Raw genomic sequence first — 16,083 nt, forward strand, 5'->3', positions numbered from 1 at the left:
TGGGTTGGTTGGGGGGGGGGGGGGGGGGGGAGAGGGGAGGGGGGGGGATTGGTGGGTTTTTGTTTGGGAGGCGCCCCCCCCCCTTTGGGGGGGGGGTCCTCCCCCGCCTCTCTTACCGCTTCTTGATGGACAAAATTTGTCTGCTTTGCCCGTATATGGTGGGCGATAAGGTCAGAAAGGGACTTATCGCGGCACGGTGCAAGTTGCCACGGTGAGGTCGGGAGGCTTATAAGAGGAACGTGGCCGAGGCGATTCCGGGAATTCCGGGGACTGCCGCCATGGAGGTTTCCCAATGTTTCTCACTCCGTCCGACACGGAGAAATTGCTGCTGAGTGTTGCCGGAATGGTCGCTCGTGACAGGCGGGATCGCGGTGTGCGGCTCAACTACCCCGAGGCCGTCGCGCTGCTCGCCTGCTGGGCCATGGAACGCGCCCGCGAGGGTGCCCGCGTCAGTGACCTGATGACCGCGGGGCGGAGTGTCCTCACCCGCGCTGACGTGCTGGAAGGAGTGCCCGAGATGCTGCATGACGTCCAGGTCGAGGCGACTTTCCCGGACGGGCGCAAGCTCGTCACGATCACCTCGCCGATCCCGTGATCCCGGGTGAGATCCGGACCGGGGCCGGCGAACTGAAAATCAATGACGCTCGTACTCAATTGCATGTGACCGTGGTGAATGACGGCGACCGCCCCATTCAAATAGGCTCGCATCTGCATTTCTCCGACGCGAATCCCGCGCTTTCCTTCGACCGGTCCTTGACCGAGGGATTCCGACTCGACATTCCTTCCGGTACTTCCCTGCGCTTCGAGCCCGGAGTCGGCGCCGAGGTCACCCTCGTCGAACTGGGAGGCCGCCGGAAGGTGCCCGGCATCGTCGTGCCGGGCGCCCGGGCCGCGCGTACGGATGGCCTGCGGGCCGCACGTACCGATGACCTGCGGGCCGAACGCGCGGATGACCCGCGGGCCGCGCGAAGGGATGGCATGTGACATGGCACGAATGACCCGTGACGCCTACGCGTCGCTCTACGGCCCCACCACCGGCGACCGCGTCCGCCTCGCCGACACCGACCTCTGGATCGAGGTCGAGGAGGACCGCTGCTTCGGTGGCGACGAGGCCGTGTTCGGCGGCGGCAAGTCCATCCGCGAATCCATGGCCCAGTCCACCGCCTCACGCGCCGACGGCGCCCTCGACCTCGTCATCACCAATGTCGTCGTCCTCGACCACTGGGGCATCGTCAAGACCGACATCGGCGTACGGGCCGGAAGGATCGTCGCACTCGGCCGCTCCGGCAACCCCGACATCAGCGACGGTGTCCACCCCGACCTGGTGATCGGACCCGGCACCGACGTGGTCTCCGGCGAAGGCCGCATCCTCACCGCCGGAGCCATCGACACCCACGTCCACTTCCTCATGCCGGAGACCCTGCACGAGGCCCTCGCCACCGGCACCACCACCGTCATCGGTGGCGGCACCGGCGCCACCGAGGGATCCAAGGCCACCACGGTCACCCCGGGTGCCTGGAACCTCGCGATGATGCACCGGTCCCTGGACCGTGTCCCGCTCAACGTCATGCTGTTCGCCAAGGGCTCCACCGTCGGCGAGGAGGCCCTGCGCGAGGCGGCACTCGGCGGAGCGGGCGGCTACAAGGTCCATGAGGACTGGGGCGCCACCCCCGCGGCCATCGACGCGGCGCTGAAGGCCGCCGACGAACACGGCCTCCAGGTCGCCCTGCACGCCGACAGCCTCAACGAGGCCGGCTACGTCGAAGGAACCCTCGACGCCATCGCCGGACGCGGCATCCACGTCTTCCACGCCGAAGGCGCCGGCGGCGGCCACGCACCCGACATCATCACCGTCGCCTCCCACCCCAACATCCTTCCGGCGTCCACCAACCCGACGCTGCCGCACACCGTCAACACCGTCGCCGAACACCTCGACATGCTGATGGTCTGCCACCACCTCAACCCCCGCGTCCCCGAGGACCTCGCCTTCGCCGAGTCCCGCATCCGCGCCACCACCATCGCCGCCGAGGACGTCCTGCACGACATCGGCGCGCTCTCCATCACATCCTCGGACGCCCAGGCCATGGGCCGCATCGGTGAGGTCATCTGCCGCACCTGGCAGGTCGCGCACACGATGAAGCAGTGCTTCGGGGACCGGGGCGGCGAGCTGCCCGCCGACAACGAACGCGCCCGCCGCTACATCGCCAAGTACACGATCTGCCCGGCCGTCGCCCATGGCATCGACCACGTCGTCGGCTCCGTCGAACCGGGAAAGCTCGCCGACCTGGTGCTGTGGGACCCCGCCTTCTTCGGGATCCGGCCCGCCGCCGTCATCAAGGGCGGCATGGTGGTGTACGCACCGCTCGGCGACGCCAACGCCGCGATCCCCACCACTCAGCCCGTCCTTCTGCGCCCCACCGCCGCCGCCGACGCCGCCCCGCACCTCTCGGTCAGCTTCGTCGCTCCGGCTGCCCTGGCCGACGGGCTCGCCGAACGCCTCGGTCTGGTACGGGAGTTGGTCGCCGTGCGTCCCACCCGCCACCTCACCAAGGCGGACCTGCCGAACAACACGGCAGTGCCCGACATCGACGTCGACCCGGAGACCTTCGCCATCCGGATCGACGGGGAACCCGTGGAGCCCGCCCCCGCCACCGAACTGCCGCTGGCCCAGCGGTACTCCATGTTCTGATGGCGGGCCTGGCACCCCTGCTGCTCGGCGACGGACGGCTCCCGGTCGGCGCGTACACTTACAGCGCGGGACTCGAACCGGCCGTCGCGGCAGGCCTCACCCGTGACCGGATCCCCGCCCTGCTGAGGGCCCGGCTGCACACCGCGGCCGTCACCGAGGCCGCCGCCGCCGTACTCGCCCTGCGGGCCGCAGGGCGGGACCCGGTGGACTACGGACCCGTACAACAGGCGCTCGCCGCGCGGACCCCGGCCGCACCCCTGCGCGAGGCATCGGCGACGCTCGGCCGCGGGGTGCAGCGCCTGGCGCGCCGGCTGGCCACCGACCACCCGGCGGTCACGGCCCTGACCGGGATCCGTCCCCGCCCGCTGCGGCCGGTGGCTCTCGGCGCGCTCGGGGCCGTCATGAAGGTGTCGGAGGAGGAGCTGGCGCGGGGCGTCGTCTACGACGAACTGCAGACGATCACCTCCGCGGCGCTCAAGCTGCTGCCCGGCGACCCGTTGGACACGGTCGCCTGGATCCTCGACGCCGAGCCGCACGCGGCGGCCGCGGTGGCCGAGGCCCTCGCGGTGCGGACCCCGGCCGAACTGCCCGCCCGTACGCCCCCGCTCACCGAACAGTGGGCGCTCGAACACGCACAACGAGAACGGAGACTCTTCCTTGCCTGACCAGCAGACCGACTGCCGGACCGACCAGCAGACCGACCAGCCCCTCAAGCAGCCGCGCGCTCTGCGCCTCGGTGTCGCCGGCCCCGTCGGCACCGGCAAGAGCTCGATCCTGGCCACCCTGTGCCGTGAGCTGGCCGGTGAACTCGCCATGGCCGTCGTCACCAACGACATCTACACCGACGAGGACGCCCGCTTCCTCCGCTCGGCCGGTGTGCTGCCCACCGAGCGCATCCGAGCCGTCGAGACCGGAGCCTGCCCGCACACCGCGATCCGGGACGACGTCAGCGCCAACCTCGACGCCGTCGAGGACCTGGAGGAGGCGTACGGACCGCTCGACCTGGTGCTCGTCGAGAGCGGCGGCGACAACCTCACCGCCACCTTCAGCCCGGCCCTCGCCGACGCCCAGCTGTTCTGCATCGATGTCGCGGGTGGTGGCGATGTCGCTCGCAAGGGCGGCCCCGGCATCACCGGCGCCGATCTCCTGATCGTCAACAAGACCGACCTCGCACCCTATGTGGAGGTCGACGTGGCCGCGATGGTCGCCGACGCGTCGCATGCGCGTGACGGCCTGCCGGTCCTCGCGCTCTCCAAGAACGACCCGGTCTCGGTCGCCGAACTCGCCGACTGGGTACGGAAGATGCTCGAACGCCACCGCTCCGGCACCCATGTCCCCACCGACCCGGGACCGATGGCCCCCCACAGCCACAGCCACAGCCACGACCACGACGGCTCGTGACCGCCGAACCCGTCGAGCCCGTCGAGCCCACCGTCGTCGCCGTGGAGCGCGACCCCTCGGGCCGTCACCTCGCCCGCGAGCTGCGCCCCGGCGCCTTCCTCGCGCCCCGGCCCCTGCTGCCGTCCCCCGACCGTCTGCGGATCGCTCTGGTCGGCACCCGGGCGGGTCTGCTCGCGGGCGACGATCTGCAGCTGGACATCTCGGTCGGCCCCGGCGCCCGGCTGGAGCTGGTCGAGCCGTCCGGCCTGGTCGCGTACGACCACCGCGGCGGCACGTCGAGGTGGCGGGCCCGCGTAGCCATCGCGGAAGGCGGCGAACTGCACTGGGACGCCCGGCCGTTCGTGATCTCGACGGGTGCCCGGGTCGAGCGCTCGATGGAGGTCTCACTGGCGGCCGGGGCGCGGATGCTGTGGCGCGACAGCCTGGTGCTGGGGCGTTCCGGGGAGCGGGGCGGGGGGATCAGGGCGACGACGCACGTCACGTACGACGGCTGCGAGCTGCTGGTCGAGGACCTGGACCTCATGGACCCGGAAGTGCGTGAACTGCCCGGCATCCTGGGCCCCAACCGCATCATCGGCTCGGTCACCGCCCTCGGTGCCGATCCGGGCGGCCGGCCCCACCCGTACCGCATGGCACTGGCGGGGCCGGGGGCGCAGGTACGGCTGCTGGACACGGTGGCCCCGGTGATCGAGGCGGACCTGGCCGCCGTCTGGGAGGACTGGCGCGCACCGGGCGGACCGGAAGCGCCGGACTCCTTGGTCACGGACGGCTGACGCCGGCCCTCTGCTCCGAGCCACCGCGCGCCACCGCGGCCGCACACAACAGTGCGGGCACCGCCGCGACCGCGAAGCAGACGGCCGGCGGGAGCCGGTCCACCAGCAGACCCACCGCCGCGGCGCCCACCGACGACCCGGCGTTGACCGCGGTGTTCACCCAGGCACCCGCCTGGGTGCGGCTGCCCGCGCCCACGGACTCGTCCGCGATGAGGTACGCGGTGGTCAGCGCCGGCGCGACGAACAGCCCGGCCACCGTGGCGAGCGCGGCCAGCACGTACACACTGGGCGACAGCCCGGCCCCGACCACGGCGGCGCCCAGCCCGGCGGCCAGCAGCGGGAGCCGCGCCCGGTTCGACGCCCGCCACGAGACGGCGCCGTAGGCGAGCCCCCCGACCGCGCTTCCGGCCGAGAGCGCGGCGAGCACCCACGACACAGCTCCCGCGCCCTGATGGCGCTGTTCGGCGAATGCCACCACCAGCAGGTCCAGGCCCCCCAGGCACAACCCCACGGCCGCCGTCACCAGCACCGCGTGCCGCAGCCCGACGACGCCGAGCAGCCGCCGCCCGACCGGCGGGTCATCCGGCCCGGCGGCCCTGTCGTCCGACGGTGCCACGCCCGCACCGCGTACCGCCGGTGACGACACCAGCGCCAAGGTGCCCGCGAGGATCAGCGCGGCGCTGACCGCGATCCCGGCCGCGGGCGAGGCGAACTTCACCACCACACCCACCAGCAACGGACCGCTGACGTAGAGGAGTTCCTCGGCGACACCGTCCAGGCTGTAGGCGCGCCGCAGCAGTTCCCGGTCGGCGACCAGGCCGCTCCACAGGGTCCGCATCACCGGCCCCAGCGGCGGTGAGCAGGCCCCCGCCGCGGCGGCCAGGGCCCCCAGCAGGAACGCCGAGACGCCCGGCCGCCAGGTGGCGTACGCGAGGGCGGCGAGCAGCACCGTGTAGACCCCGGCCAACGGCGGCAGGACCCGGCGCGGCCCGTGCCGGTCGATCAGCGCGGCACGCGCGGGGGAGAGGAAGACACTGGTCGCCCCGAACAGGGCCATGACGACGCCTGCGACGGAGTACGAGCCGGTGGCGGCGTTCACCGCCAGCATCAGGGAGAGGGAGACCATCCCGTACGAGAGCCGCCCCAACAGGGCGGCACCGAAGGTGCGGGCGGCGTGACGGGTACGCAGGACGGTGGCGTAGGAAGGCGTGCGCGAAGGCACGGGGGATGGCGAAAGCATCGATACGTTCCTCGGGAGGGCAGCGCGGCGGACGGCGCTGCGGGCATGCGGGGACACCGAAGTGCCGCACCCGGTGGGAAACGGGGTGCGGTCAGTGCGGGGTCCTACGCACGGGAGAGGAACATGTCGGCCAAGGTATCAGGGCGACACGCCCGGGGAGAGGGGGAGTTCGGCGCCCGGTGGCCGAAAAGTGGTGTGAGGTGTGACATCGCCTCGGGTAGCGTCGGCGCCCATGTCGCCCTCCCCGTACCCCTCCCGCGAGCGCCCCGACTATGACGCGGACGAGCGGACTCAGCTCGTCGGCTGGCTCGACACACAGCGGGCGACCGCCCGTTGGAAGTGCGAGGAACTGTCGGAGGCGGACGCGCATCGCCCCGTCCTGCCGTCCTCACCGCTCATGACGATGGCGGGTGTCATGTCACACCTCCGCTGGGCCGAGCATCTCTGGTTCGAGGTCGTCCTGCTGGGCCGCCCGGCGGTGGGGCCGGTGTTCGACGAGCCCGAGGACTCCGACATGAGGGTGGAGGGCGTTCCGCTCGCGGAGCTGCTGGACGACTACGACCGGCAGGTCGTGGTGTCGAACGAGATCGTCGCGGCACAGTCGCTCGACGACGTGGGCCGGCACCCGGACTTCGAGGCCTCGGGCGCGAGCCTGCGCTGGATCATGTTCCACATGATCGAGGAGACCGCCCGGCACGCGGGCCACCTGGACGCCATCAGGGAGATCCTGGACGGCAGGACGGGCCACTACTGACCCGCCTGACGTCCGCCGCCTGCTACCTGCTACCTGCTACCTGCCGCCTGACGTCCGCCACCGGCTTGTCCGCGGCCTGCCACCTGCCGTCCGCCGCCTGCCGACCGGCGCCCGCGTCATCCCGTGATCTCGGTGTTGGCCGTCAGGATCTGCCCGGCGGTCCGCCGGAGTTCGGGGAGGAAGGCGATGACCTCCTCGCCCCGGCGGAGAAGGTCCTCGGTGGACGTGACGCCGAGATCCGCGACGGCCTCCCGGAAGGCCGGGAGGCGTGCGCGGTGCAGCTCGGGGGCGTCCGCGGCCAGTACGGTGTGACATCGCGCGAGGGTCGCGATGATCCAGAACACGGCTTCGCGGTGGTCGCCCCGCTCGATGAGGTGCCGACTGCCGTCGATGGCGACCGGCCGTGCCTCGGCGGTGATGTCGCCGCTGAAGAAGAACGGCGTGCGGGCGACCTCCGCGGCGGCGTCGAAGGTGCGGGCCAGCTCGTCCAGATGACGGCCCGCCCTGCGTGCCGAGAGCCGCGCGCACCCCAGGAGCTCCAGCAGCTCCGGGTACAGATGCGCCTGTCCGTACGCGTCGAGGACCTCGCGCGCCGCCGGATACCGCAGCCGGACCGTGGGGTTGCGCAGGGCGGCGACCAGCAGGACGTGAGTGGTCACCCCGGTGGGGAACAGCCACGACATCACCTGTTCGTGGAACGGCGCGGAGGCGTCGAAGGCGGCGAGGCGGGTCTCGATGCGGCGCTCGGCGTCCAGATATCTGCGGCGCACCCAGAACCGCTCGGCGAACCGGCGCGACACGTCCGCCCGCAGCTCGCGCAGCCGGCCCGTCGGGTCGTCGATGACCGTGTCGCGGCGGAAGCTCCCCGCCAGGTGGTACGAGGAGAGCACCTCGTCCGCCGAGGCGAGCTCGTCCCACGACAGATGGCTGACCTCCAGCAGCGCATCCCGGAAGCGGAACTTGCCGGGCTTGGCGGGTGGGTCGGGTTCGGCGGTGACGACCACGACGTCCACGTCCGAGAACGGGGACAGCTCGGCCCCGTCCGGCAGCCCCACCGTGGAACCGCTGAAATAGGCGCCACGGAACCAGGGATCGGGCCGGGCATGCTGGGTGACCCACTGGACCGCGGCCGATCGGGCCGTACCGACTCTCACGCCGAACCTCTTTCCTCGCTGCGGGAACACGCCGACCGACGCCCAGGTGGCCGTCGGAATTCGCCGGCATCTGGCGGGACATGCCCAAGATCGTGTTCTCCCGGACACTGGAGCGGGCCGACTGGAACACCACGATCATGCGGGAGGTCGACGCCGAGGAGATCATGGCTCTGAAGGCGCAGCCCGGCGGGGACCTGTGTCTCGGGGGCGCTGATCTCGCCGCGACCTTCATGCGGCTCGACCTGATCGACGAGTACCGCGTCTACGTCCATCCGGTCATCCTCGGCCGGGGCAAACCCCTGTTTCCGGCCTCGGCGGTCCGAACCGGCCTCCGTCTGGCCGGGACCCGGGAATTCGGCAACGGGGTCGTGCTGCTTCGTTACGACCGCCGCGCGGTTGCTCCAGCGGAATGAACTCACCGGGCCGCGACGGTGTGCGACCGGTGCTGTGCCGGGTCGCCAGGGGAGCTCCCCCGTATAACTGCCGCACCGTCGCGAGAGCTCTCACGAAAGGACCGGCGATGACGCTCAGTGTCGAGGACCGTCTGGACATCTCCGAACTGCTCGCCCTGCACGGGCACTTGGTCGACAACGATGAACTGGACCGGCTGGACGAGCTGTTCACCGACGACATCGTCTACGAAACGTCGAACCTCGGGCACGGGGAGCTGCACGGGCTGGCCGCCTTCCGGGACATGGCACGGGCGCGGGCGGGCAAGCCGGGTGCGCCCGTCGGCCACCATGTCACCAACATCGTCCTCACCGAGGCCGGGGACGGCCGGGTCCACGCGCGGTCCAAGGGGATCGGTGCCGGCCCGGACGGCGAGTGCGGAAGCGTGACCTACGAGGATGTGATCGTGCGCGGCGAGCGGGGATGGCGCATCAGCCGGCGCAGGATCATCCTGCACTTCTCGCCCGCGGCCGCACCGGAGACCGAGGAGGCCGACAGCTGATGGCCGACGGTCGGCGGCGCCCCCCCGGACAACCAGGGGCGCCGCCGACCGAGCCGAGGCCGCGCGTCAGGCGCTCAGCATGCCCGAGGTGTCGATGACCTGACGGATCGCCCGGCCCGAAGCCAGCTCCTCCATCGCCGCGTTGATGTCGGTCAGCGGCAGTGTGCCCGTGTGCATCTGCTCCACCGGCATCAGGCCCGCCCGCCACAGGTCCAGGAACCTCGGGATGTCACGGCGCGGCACCGCGTCACCCATGTACGAGCCCAGCAGGGACTTGCCCTCGCCCGCGAACGCCAGGGCCGGCACCTCCAGCACCCGGTCGGGCGCGGGCAGGCCCACCGAGACGACCTTGCCGCCCCGTGCCACGGCCGACAGGCACTGCGCCATCACCTTCGGAATGCCCACCGCCTCCACCGCCAACTCGGCTCCACCGGAGGTGAGGTCGCTGATCTGCCGCAAGGCGTCATCGGGGGAGAACGCATGCGTCGCGCCCAGCCGGAGAGCCAGCTCGCGCTTCTCCTGGACCGGGTCGACCGCGATGATCGGGTACGCCCCCGCCGCGCGGGCACCCAGCACCGCGGAGAGGCCCACGCCGCCCAGGCCGTACACCACCGTCGACTGCCCCGGACGCAGAGCCGCCGTATTGATCACCGCGCCCGCACCCGTCAGTACCGCGCAGCCGAACATCGACGCCACGGTGAACGGGATGTCCTTGGGTATCGGGACCACCGACTCCTGGGCCAGTACCGCGTGTTCGGAGAAAGCGGAGACGCCCAGCTGGTGGTGGACGGGGTTGCCGGAGGCGTCGGTCAGCACCGACGGGCCGTGCAGCAGCGCCCCCGAACCGTTCGCCGCCGCGGCCTGTGCGCACAGGGCCGGCCGGCCCTGTGCGCAGTCGCCGCAGAAGCCGCAGCTCGGCACGAAGACCAGCGCCACATGGTCGCCGGGGGAGACCCGGCCGACGCCCGGTCCGGTGTCCTGGACGACACCCACCGCCTCGTGACCCAGCGCCATCGGCAGCGGACGGACCCGGTCGCCGTTGACCACCGAGAGGTCCGAGTGGCAGAGCGAGGCGGCCGCGATACGGACCAGCACCTCGCCCTCGCGCGGGGCGCCCAGCTCCAGCTCCTCCACCTCGACCGGACGGGTCCCGGAGTACGGGCGGGCCGTCGATATCCCGCGCAGCACCACCGCACGGGTCTTCACGCACCCACCTCCGGGCGCGGGGCGCAGCGCAGCACGTCGCGGCTCTCCAGCAGCGGGACGACCTTGCCGAGCACGATCTCCTGGAAGTGCGGGGTGGCGCAGTGGGCGGTGAAGTCGGCCTCGGAGGCGTACTCCTCGTACAGCACGACCGCCCGCGGGTCCTCGGTGCCCTGGTGGACCCGGTAGGCGAGGTTGCCGGGCTCCCGGCGGGAGGCGGCGGCCATCGTGTCGAGCAGGGGCAGGACGGTGTTCTCCTCACCGGCCTTGGTGCGGTAGCGGGCTACGACCACGTAAGTCATGGGAGTTACTCCTGGGGTGCGGCGGGCCTCTTCAGGGCGGCGGGCGGGACCGGCGGCAGCTGGTCCCGGCGCAGAGTCCAGAGGCGGGGGTCGGACGTGGCGGCGGCGGCCGACCCGAGGGCCAGTGCCAGCGCGACGTCCGCGGGGGTCTCCACGAAGCCCGCGGCCACCGACGGGGACATCGCGCGCTGTGCCTGCGCGCTCATCCGGGCGATGATCGGGGCGGGCATGATCTCGACCAGGTCCGGCGCCCCGCGCGAGATCGCGTCCGTGGAGCGGCGCAGATTGGACCGGTCGGTGACGAACACCTTCATCATCGTCAGCAGGCCGAGCGGGCGGCCCTTCTCTATGAGGGAGAGCCGGGTGCTGACCACGCCGTGCGCGCCCATGTTCCTGATGAACTCCAGCGCGCCCCGGTCCTGCGCCAGACCGGGGCTGCTGTCCACGTTCACGAACACGGTCTTCCCCGCCCGGCCCAGCGCCGGCACGACCTGGGGCAGCTGCCCCACGGCGAACGAGGCGAGGATGCACACCTTGGCCGGTGCGGTCAGGAACTGCCGCAGCGGCTGGGTGCCGACGACCGACGCGACGACCGGCACCTCGGCGAACGCCGCGGTGAGCCGGGGGTCGAGTGCGGCACCGGACCGGGACGGGGAAGGGGTCATGGCAAGGGCCTGCCTGGGGAGGGAAAGGTTCGTGGTTGCTGAGGCCTGGTGTCAGTTCAGCGGAGACGTACCGAATCGGCTGGGAAGGCCCAGTTTGCCAGGGTTGAGAATGCCGGCCGGGTCCAGGGCCTTCTTCACCGCGACGAAGGTCGCGAAGCCCGCCCCGAGGGATTCCTCCAGGTAGGGGCCGCGCAGCAGACCGCAGCCGTGATGGTGGCTGAGCGCCGCCGCGTGCTTGATCAGCACGGCGTTGGCCGCGTCCCACACCGAGCGGTACCAGTCGCGGCGCGACTCGGGAGCCACGTCGCCGCGCAGCGAGAAGTAGACGCAGGCGCCGTCGGTGTACGCGTGGGACTGGTGCGCCGACGCCGCCAGGGTGCCGGGCACCGACTGGATCGCGGCGACCACCTCGTCGTAGATCACCGGGAGGTCGGTCCAGGACGCGGCCATCTCCAGGGTGTCGGCGACGAAGCCGGGGCCGGGCTTGAAGCCGTCGGCGGACTTGCCGACCAGCATCCGCTCGTCCAGCCAGCGCTCGAAGACCGCCTCGCTGTCCAGCTCGGGGCCGTACGCCTCGCAGACCTCGGCCGCCACCTTGATCGAGGCGTCGACGATGGCCGGGTCGCCCTCGTCGGCGACGAGCAGGAGGTTGGTCTCCGGGTGGCCGAAGTGGGTGCCCGACTCCAGGGTGTCGTACAGACGCAGGACGGCCGGGGTCGCACCGCGCTGCATGATCCTGCGGCAGGCGTCCAGGCCCTCCGCGAAGGTCTTGAAGCCGTACGCCACGGCGTTGGCGTACTCCGGCAGCGGGTGGACCCGCAGCCGCGCCGAGACGATGACGCCGAGGGTGCCCTCCGAACCGACGAACAGCTGGCGCAGGTCCGGGCCGACCGCGGCGCGGGCGTAGTCGCCGTACGTGGCACGCGTACCGTCCGCGTGCACGACGTCCACGCCGACGACCATGTCCTCGATCTTGCCGTACCGGGTGGAGAGCTGACCGGCGCCGCGGCAGGCGATCCAGCCGCCGACCGTGGAGACGGCGAACGCGGACGGCCAGTGGCCGGTGGTGACGCCGTACTCCTCCTGGAGCTGCTTCTCGAAGAGGTCGCCGAACATGCCGGCCTGGACGTCCACGACGTTCGAATCGGCGTCGAAGCCGGTGATCTCGTTCAGCCCGCAGACGTCCAGGACGACGCCGCCGAATACGGGGAGCGCCGCACCGGTGACGTTGGAGCGGCCGGCGGACGGGGTGACCGGGATACCGGCCTCGTGGCAGATCCGCAGCACGGCCGCGACCTGGTCGGCGTCGGCCGCCTCGACGATCACGGCGTCCGGCGTCGCGGGACGGCCCTCGGTCTCGCCGATCATCGAGCCGGCCCACCAGTCACGGGTCCGGGTGACGACCTCCTCGCGGGCGGTGTGCACCGCGTGCGCGGCCTCGCGCAGCGCCTCGATCACGGTCTCGGGGACCTCGACCGGGTCGACCTGGAGGGCGGCCTCGCCGTCCCCGATCGGGGTGTTCTGCGCCCACTTGGCGAAGCTGGGAGCGCCGATCGTGTAGTTGCCCCGGTTGAACGGGTGGGTGATGGTCTGACGGCTGATCATGCTGCTGCCCCTTCGAGGAGTACGGACTTTTCGTGACGGACGGCTTCGAGGTACTCGGAGACCGAACGCTCCACCTCGGCCTCCGAGAGGTTCAGTTCCCGGCCGAGGATCGCGCCCACGGCCCCGGCGGCGTCGGCGGACGCGTCCCGGGCGAACAGCCGGGCGCGCATCCGGCGGGAGAGCACGTCGTCGACCGAGCGGGCCAGTTCGGCGCGGGCCGCGTACACGACCTCCGCCTTGGTGTACGGGAGTCCCGCGACGATCGGCTCGGCCAGCGTCGGGTCGTCCTGGATCAGGTCGCCTACGAAGCGGGCCTCGGTGCCGAAGCGCTCGCCGAGGTGCGCGGCGATGCCGCCGGAGGCCGCGACGGCCTCGGCGTCGTAACCGGCGCCGCCGAGCAGCGGGAGGTCGGTGGTGCGGCTCTTCCCCTTGCGGCCGAGGACGGTCATCACCTTGTCGATGACGAGTTCGCCCATGTGCCGGCTGGTGGTGAGCTTGCCGCCGGTCACCGTCACCATGCCAGTGCGGCCGATGGTGATGTGGTGGTCGCGGCGCATGTCGAGGGTCGCGCCCTCCTTGCCGCCGACCAACGGGCGCAGACCGCCGATGGAGCCGACCACGTCGTCCGGGGTGAGCTTCCCCTCGAAGGCGGTGTTGGCGCCCTCCAGCAGGAAGTCCATCTCCTCGCGGGTGCAGTGCACATCGTCGGGGGAGCCCTGGTAGTCCTCGTCGGTGGTGCCGAGCACGACGCTGTTGCCCCAGCGGGTGCAGGTCGCGCGGCGGGCCCGGCCGGGGATCGGCACGGTGACCGTGCAGTTGATCCGCACCTTGTCCCACGGCACCACGATGTGGACGCCCTTGGCGGGCCTGACCTGCGGCTTGTGGCCGTCGTCCGCCTTCGCGTCGAGCTCGTCGGTCCATACGCCGGTGGCGTTGACGACGGCCCGCGCACGGATGTCGAAGGTGTCGCCGTCCGCCGAGACCCGGGCACCGGCCACCTTGCCCATCTGCATCAGCAGACCCTCGGCCCTGGCACCGTTGAGGATCGTCGCACCGAGCGCCGCCGCGGTCCGGACGATGGTGAGGACGAGGCGGGCGTCATCGGTGCGGGCGTCGAAGTACATCAGCCCGCCCTTGAGGTTCTCCGCGCGCAGCGTCGGCGCCTGCGCGAGGACCTCGGGGACCGTGAGCCGCTGGTGCAGCTTGCCGATCCGCCAGCCGCCGACCAGGTCGTACGTCCACAGCAGACCCTCGAAACCCTTGGCGAGGCGGGCGTCGAAGATGCCCTCCTTCTCCAGGATCGGGAAGAGGAACGGCAGCCGGTGCACCAGGTGCGGGGCGTTCTTGCGGAAGCGGTGGCGCTCCAGGAGCGAGTGGCGGACCAGATTGACGTTGCCCTGCTCGATGTAGCGCAGGCCGCCGTGCACCATCTTCGAGGACTTCGACGACGTACCGGAGGCGAAGTCGTCCTTCTCGACCAGCGCCGCGCGAAGCCCGCGCGAGGCCGCATCGAGCACGGCGTACGCCCCGGTGATGCCGCCGCCTATGACGAGCACGTCGTACGTGTCGTCGGCCAGCCGGCGCTTGAGGGCTGCCCGGTCGAGCAGCAGGGGCGTTCGGCGGGTCGCCGCGGCGCTGCGCCGCGGCTTCCGGGCGGGCATGGTGATCACAACATCAACTCCTGGTGTTTCGGTGCGGCGGCCGCGTGGTCGGTGCGGACCGCCGGTACGACGGTCGGGGGGCCGTCAGTGGGGGGTGTGAGGTTCGGGGTCCTTCAGGGGGAGCAGCGCCGGGTCGCCGAGGTGGGCGATCAGCACGTCGCGCCAGGCGGACCGCTGTGCGGTGCGCTCGGCCGCCGTGATCGAGGGCTCGAAGATCCGGCCGAGCGGCTGTGCCTCGACGACCTCTTCGAGCGAGGACCACAGGCCCTGGGCGACACCGGCGAGATACGCGGTGCCCCGCAGGCTGGCGGTGGCGGAGTCGGAGACCCGCTCCAGCGGCAGGCCGGTCAGATCGGCCTGGATCCGCATGAGCGGGTCGCTGCCGGAGACACCGCCACCGACCCGGAGCCGGGTGAACGGGGTGCCCATGGTGTCGGCGACCCCGTCGATCAGGTCGCACACCGAGTGCGCGATCCCGTCGAGCACGGCGCGGGCGAGGTCGGCGCGGGTGGTGGCGAGGGTGAGCCCGGTGAGGGATGCGGTGGCCTCCGGGTGCCAGACCGGCGTACGGACCCCGGCGAGCGCCGGGACGAAACGCGGGGTGCGGCCCGGCCGGGTGGGGACCCGGCCCGCCTCCTCACCGAGCTCCTTCGGCGATGCGAACAGGCCCAGGTCGTCGCAGAGCCAGCGCAGCGCCGATCCCGCCGTGGAGGTGTACGCCTCCAGGCTGTAGTGGCTGATGTCGCCCTGCCGCCGGCCGGGCTGGGCGAGCACCCCGGAGATGTCCGGCCGGGGCAGGGCGGGCGTGGTGCCGGTCGCCGCGTCGACGAAGGCGCCGGTCCCGTACACGCACATGCCCTGCCCGGCGGCGAGGCCGCCGAGCGCGACGAGTGCGGCGTGCTGGTCGCCCATGGAGGCGGCCAGCGGGACGGAGATCCCGAGGGCGGCCGGGTCGGTGATACCGAAGCCGGCGTCGTCGGAGCGGAGCTCCGGGAGCAGGTCGAGGGGGAAGCCGAGGTGGCTGATCCACTCCTCGTCCCAGGCGTGCCGCTCCAGGAGGTAACCACCGGTGGAGGCGGCGTTCGTCGGTGTCGTGGCGTGCACGGCGCCGCCGGTGAGCCGCCAGATCAGCCAGGTGTCGACGGTGCCGAAGAGCAGTCGGCCCTCGCGGTGCGCGGCGGCCACCTCCGGGTGCGCGGCGATCCGCCGGGCGGCCCAGAGGAACGGTGCGCGGGCGCCGACCGGCCGGCCCTGCCGGGCCAGCAGGGCGGCGTCCCACTCCGCCTCGTACGCGGTGAGCTCGGCCGCGTGCCGCCGGTCCTGCCACACCACCGCGGGCAGCAGCGGCCGCCCGGTCACCCGGTCCCACAGCATCGCGGTGGCCCGCTGGGTGGAGAGCGCCACCGCGGTGATCCCGATGCCCTCCTCTCGGGCCCGGCCGACGGCCCGGCGCGCCACCTCGACGGTGGCGGTCCAGATCTCCATCGGGTCCTGCTCGACCGAGAGGTCGTCCGGATGGCTGACCTTGATCGACCGGTAGAACACCTCGTGGGCGGCGCCCGAGTCGAGGACGACTCCGGCCCGGGTGCCCGTGGTGCCCTCGTCGATGGACAGCACACCGCGCCGTGGGGCGGCGCCGGGGAACGTCTGCGTCATTGCAGCCCTTTCATTGCGAGCATCGCGA

At 72.0% G+C, this 16,083-nt stretch carries 16 protein-coding genes and 1 pseudogene; 9 read left to right on the forward strand and 8 right to left on the reverse strand.

Annotated elements, in window-relative coordinates; translation table 11 throughout:
• The first annotated feature begins 292 nt into the window (after positions 1-292).
• Genes ACFVX4_RS18770 through ACFVX4_RS18795 form a run of 6 tightly spaced genes read left to right on the forward strand, consistent with a single transcriptional unit; the run spans position 293 to position 4,863 of the window.
• Positions 293-595 carry an urease subunit gamma gene (locus ACFVX4_RS18770; RefSeq protein WP_389978254.1) on the forward strand — a complete coding sequence of 101 codons (303 nt, stop codon included), beginning with the start codon at positions 293-295 and terminating at the stop codon, positions 593-595.
• On the forward strand, positions 592-984 hold the full coding sequence (gene ureB / locus ACFVX4_RS18775) for an urease subunit beta (RefSeq protein WP_389978257.1): 393 nt from the start codon (positions 592-594) through the stop codon (positions 982-984). Before ACFVX4_RS18770 ends, ureB begins: the two co-directional genes overlap by 4 nt.
• A 1-nt stretch (position 985) precedes the next feature.
• On the forward strand, positions 986-2,689 hold the full coding sequence (locus ACFVX4_RS18780; protein ID WP_389978260.1) for an urease subunit alpha: 1,704 nt from the start codon (positions 986-988) through the stop codon (positions 2,687-2,689).
• Positions 2,689-3,354, forward strand: coding sequence for an urease accessory protein UreF (locus tag ACFVX4_RS18785; RefSeq protein WP_389978263.1), 666 nt, complete (start codon positions 2,689-2,691; stop codon positions 3,352-3,354). Before ACFVX4_RS18780 ends, ACFVX4_RS18785 begins: the two co-directional genes overlap by 1 nt.
• Positions 3,347-4,090: an urease accessory protein UreG gene (ureG, locus tag ACFVX4_RS18790; protein WP_389978265.1), complete on the forward strand. Its 744-nt coding sequence runs from the start codon at positions 3,347-3,349 to the stop codon at positions 4,088-4,090. The genes ACFVX4_RS18785 and ureG overlap by 8 nt, the downstream gene beginning before the upstream one ends.
• Positions 4,087-4,863, forward strand: coding sequence for an urease accessory protein UreD (locus tag ACFVX4_RS18795; RefSeq protein ID WP_389978268.1), 777 nt, complete (start codon positions 4,087-4,089; stop codon positions 4,861-4,863). The genes ureG and ACFVX4_RS18795 overlap by 4 nt, the downstream gene beginning before the upstream one ends.
• On the opposite strand, the gene ACFVX4_RS18800 is transcribed toward ACFVX4_RS18795, so the two are convergent.
• Complete coding sequence (locus ACFVX4_RS18800; RefSeq protein ID WP_389978271.1) at positions 4,850-6,103, reverse strand: MFS transporter; 1,254 nt, start codon at positions 6,101-6,103, stop codon at positions 4,850-4,852. The genes ACFVX4_RS18795 and ACFVX4_RS18800 overlap by 14 nt on opposite strands.
• Positions 6,104-6,335: 232 nt before the next feature.
• Between ACFVX4_RS18800 and ACFVX4_RS18805 the strand changes: the two genes are divergently transcribed.
• Positions 6,336-6,857 carry a DinB family protein gene (locus ACFVX4_RS18805; protein ID WP_389978273.1) on the forward strand — a complete coding sequence of 174 codons (522 nt, stop codon included), beginning with the start codon at positions 6,336-6,338 and terminating at the stop codon, positions 6,855-6,857.
• Between the two features lie 116 nt (positions 6,858-6,973).
• Here the strand turns inward: ACFVX4_RS18805 and ACFVX4_RS18810 are convergent, their stop codons facing one another.
• Positions 6,974-8,011, reverse strand: coding sequence for a hypothetical protein (locus ACFVX4_RS18810; RefSeq protein ID WP_389978276.1), 1,038 nt, complete (start codon positions 8,009-8,011; stop codon positions 6,974-6,976).
• A gap of 38 nt (positions 8,012-8,049) precedes the next feature.
• Between ACFVX4_RS18810 and ACFVX4_RS18815 the strand changes: the two are divergent.
• Positions 8,050-8,424, forward strand: a pseudogene (locus ACFVX4_RS18815) (dihydrofolate reductase family protein); the annotation flags it as partial.
• Positions 8,425-8,531: 107 nt separating this feature from the next.
• Positions 8,532-8,963: a nuclear transport factor 2 family protein gene (locus ACFVX4_RS18820; RefSeq protein WP_389978278.1), complete on the forward strand. Its 432-nt coding sequence runs from the start codon at positions 8,532-8,534 to the stop codon at positions 8,961-8,963.
• Between the two features lie 66 nt (positions 8,964-9,029).
• On the opposite strand, the gene ACFVX4_RS18825 is transcribed toward ACFVX4_RS18820, so the two are convergent.
• From ACFVX4_RS18825 to ACFVX4_RS18850, 6 genes are all read right to left on the reverse strand, one after another.
• Complete coding sequence (locus tag ACFVX4_RS18825) at positions 9,030-10,169, reverse strand: zinc-binding dehydrogenase (RefSeq protein WP_389978281.1); 1,140 nt, start codon at positions 10,167-10,169, stop codon at positions 9,030-9,032.
• On the reverse strand, positions 10,166-10,468 hold the full coding sequence (locus ACFVX4_RS18830; protein ID WP_389978284.1) for a putative quinol monooxygenase: 303 nt from the start codon (positions 10,466-10,468) through the stop codon (positions 10,166-10,168). Before ACFVX4_RS18830 ends, ACFVX4_RS18825 begins: the two co-directional genes overlap by 4 nt.
• 5 nt (positions 10,469-10,473) lie before the next feature.
• A complete protein-coding gene (locus ACFVX4_RS18835) occupies positions 10,474-11,133 on the reverse strand; it encodes a glycerol-3-phosphate responsive antiterminator (RefSeq protein ID WP_389978287.1) in 660 nt (219 codons plus the stop codon).
• A 51-nt stretch (positions 11,134-11,184) separates the two neighbouring features.
• A complete protein-coding gene (locus tag ACFVX4_RS18840) occupies positions 11,185-12,738 on the reverse strand; it encodes an FAD-binding oxidoreductase (RefSeq protein ID WP_389978290.1) in 1,554 nt (517 codons plus the stop codon).
• Positions 12,735-14,408 carry an FAD-dependent oxidoreductase gene (locus ACFVX4_RS18845; protein WP_389978293.1) on the reverse strand — a complete coding sequence of 558 codons (1,674 nt, stop codon included), beginning with the start codon at positions 14,406-14,408 and terminating at the stop codon, positions 12,735-12,737. The genes ACFVX4_RS18840 and ACFVX4_RS18845 overlap by 4 nt, the downstream gene beginning before the upstream one ends.
• Before the next feature lie 75 nt (positions 14,409-14,483).
• On the reverse strand, positions 14,484-16,055 hold the full coding sequence (locus ACFVX4_RS18850) for an FGGY family carbohydrate kinase (protein WP_389978296.1): 1,572 nt from the start codon (positions 16,053-16,055) through the stop codon (positions 14,484-14,486).
• Positions 16,056-16,083: the final 28 nt, after the last annotated feature.

The sequence above is a fragment of the Streptomyces sp. NPDC058240 genome (assembly GCF_042882135.1).
Taxonomy (GTDB): Bacteria; Actinomycetota; Actinomycetes; order Streptomycetales; family Streptomycetaceae; genus Streptomyces.

Coding starts and splice junctions, on each gene's coding strand:
- ACFVX4_RS18770 (WP_389978254.1), top strand. CDS start 293: ATGTTTCTCACTCCGTCCGACACGGAGAAATTGCTGCTGAGTGTTGCC.
- ACFVX4_RS18780 (WP_389978260.1), top strand. CDS start 986: ATGGCACGAATGACCCGTGACGCCTACGCGTCGCTCTACGGCCCCACC.
- ACFVX4_RS18785 (WP_389978263.1), top strand. CDS start 2,689: ATGGCGGGCCTGGCACCCCTGCTGCTCGGCGACGGACGGCTCCCGGTC.
- ACFVX4_RS18800 (WP_389978271.1), bottom strand. CDS start 6,103: ATGCTTTCGCCATCCCCCGTGCCTTCGCGCACGCCTTCCTACGCCACC.
- ACFVX4_RS18805 (WP_389978273.1), top strand. CDS start 6,336: ATGTCGCCCTCCCCGTACCCCTCCCGCGAGCGCCCCGACTATGACGCG.
- ACFVX4_RS18820 (WP_389978278.1), top strand. CDS start 8,532: ATGACGCTCAGTGTCGAGGACCGTCTGGACATCTCCGAACTGCTCGCC.
- ACFVX4_RS18830 (WP_389978284.1), bottom strand. CDS start 10,468: ATGACTTACGTGGTCGTAGCCCGCTACCGCACCAAGGCCGGTGAGGAG.
- ACFVX4_RS18835 (WP_389978287.1), bottom strand. CDS start 11,133: ATGACCCCTTCCCCGTCCCGGTCCGGTGCCGCACTCGACCCCCGGCTC.
- ACFVX4_RS18840 (WP_389978290.1), bottom strand. CDS start 12,738: ATGATCAGCCGTCAGACCATCACCCACCCGTTCAACCGGGGCAACTAC.
- ACFVX4_RS18850 (WP_389978296.1), bottom strand. CDS start 16,055: ATGACGCAGACGTTCCCCGGCGCCGCCCCACGGCGCGGTGTGCTGTCC.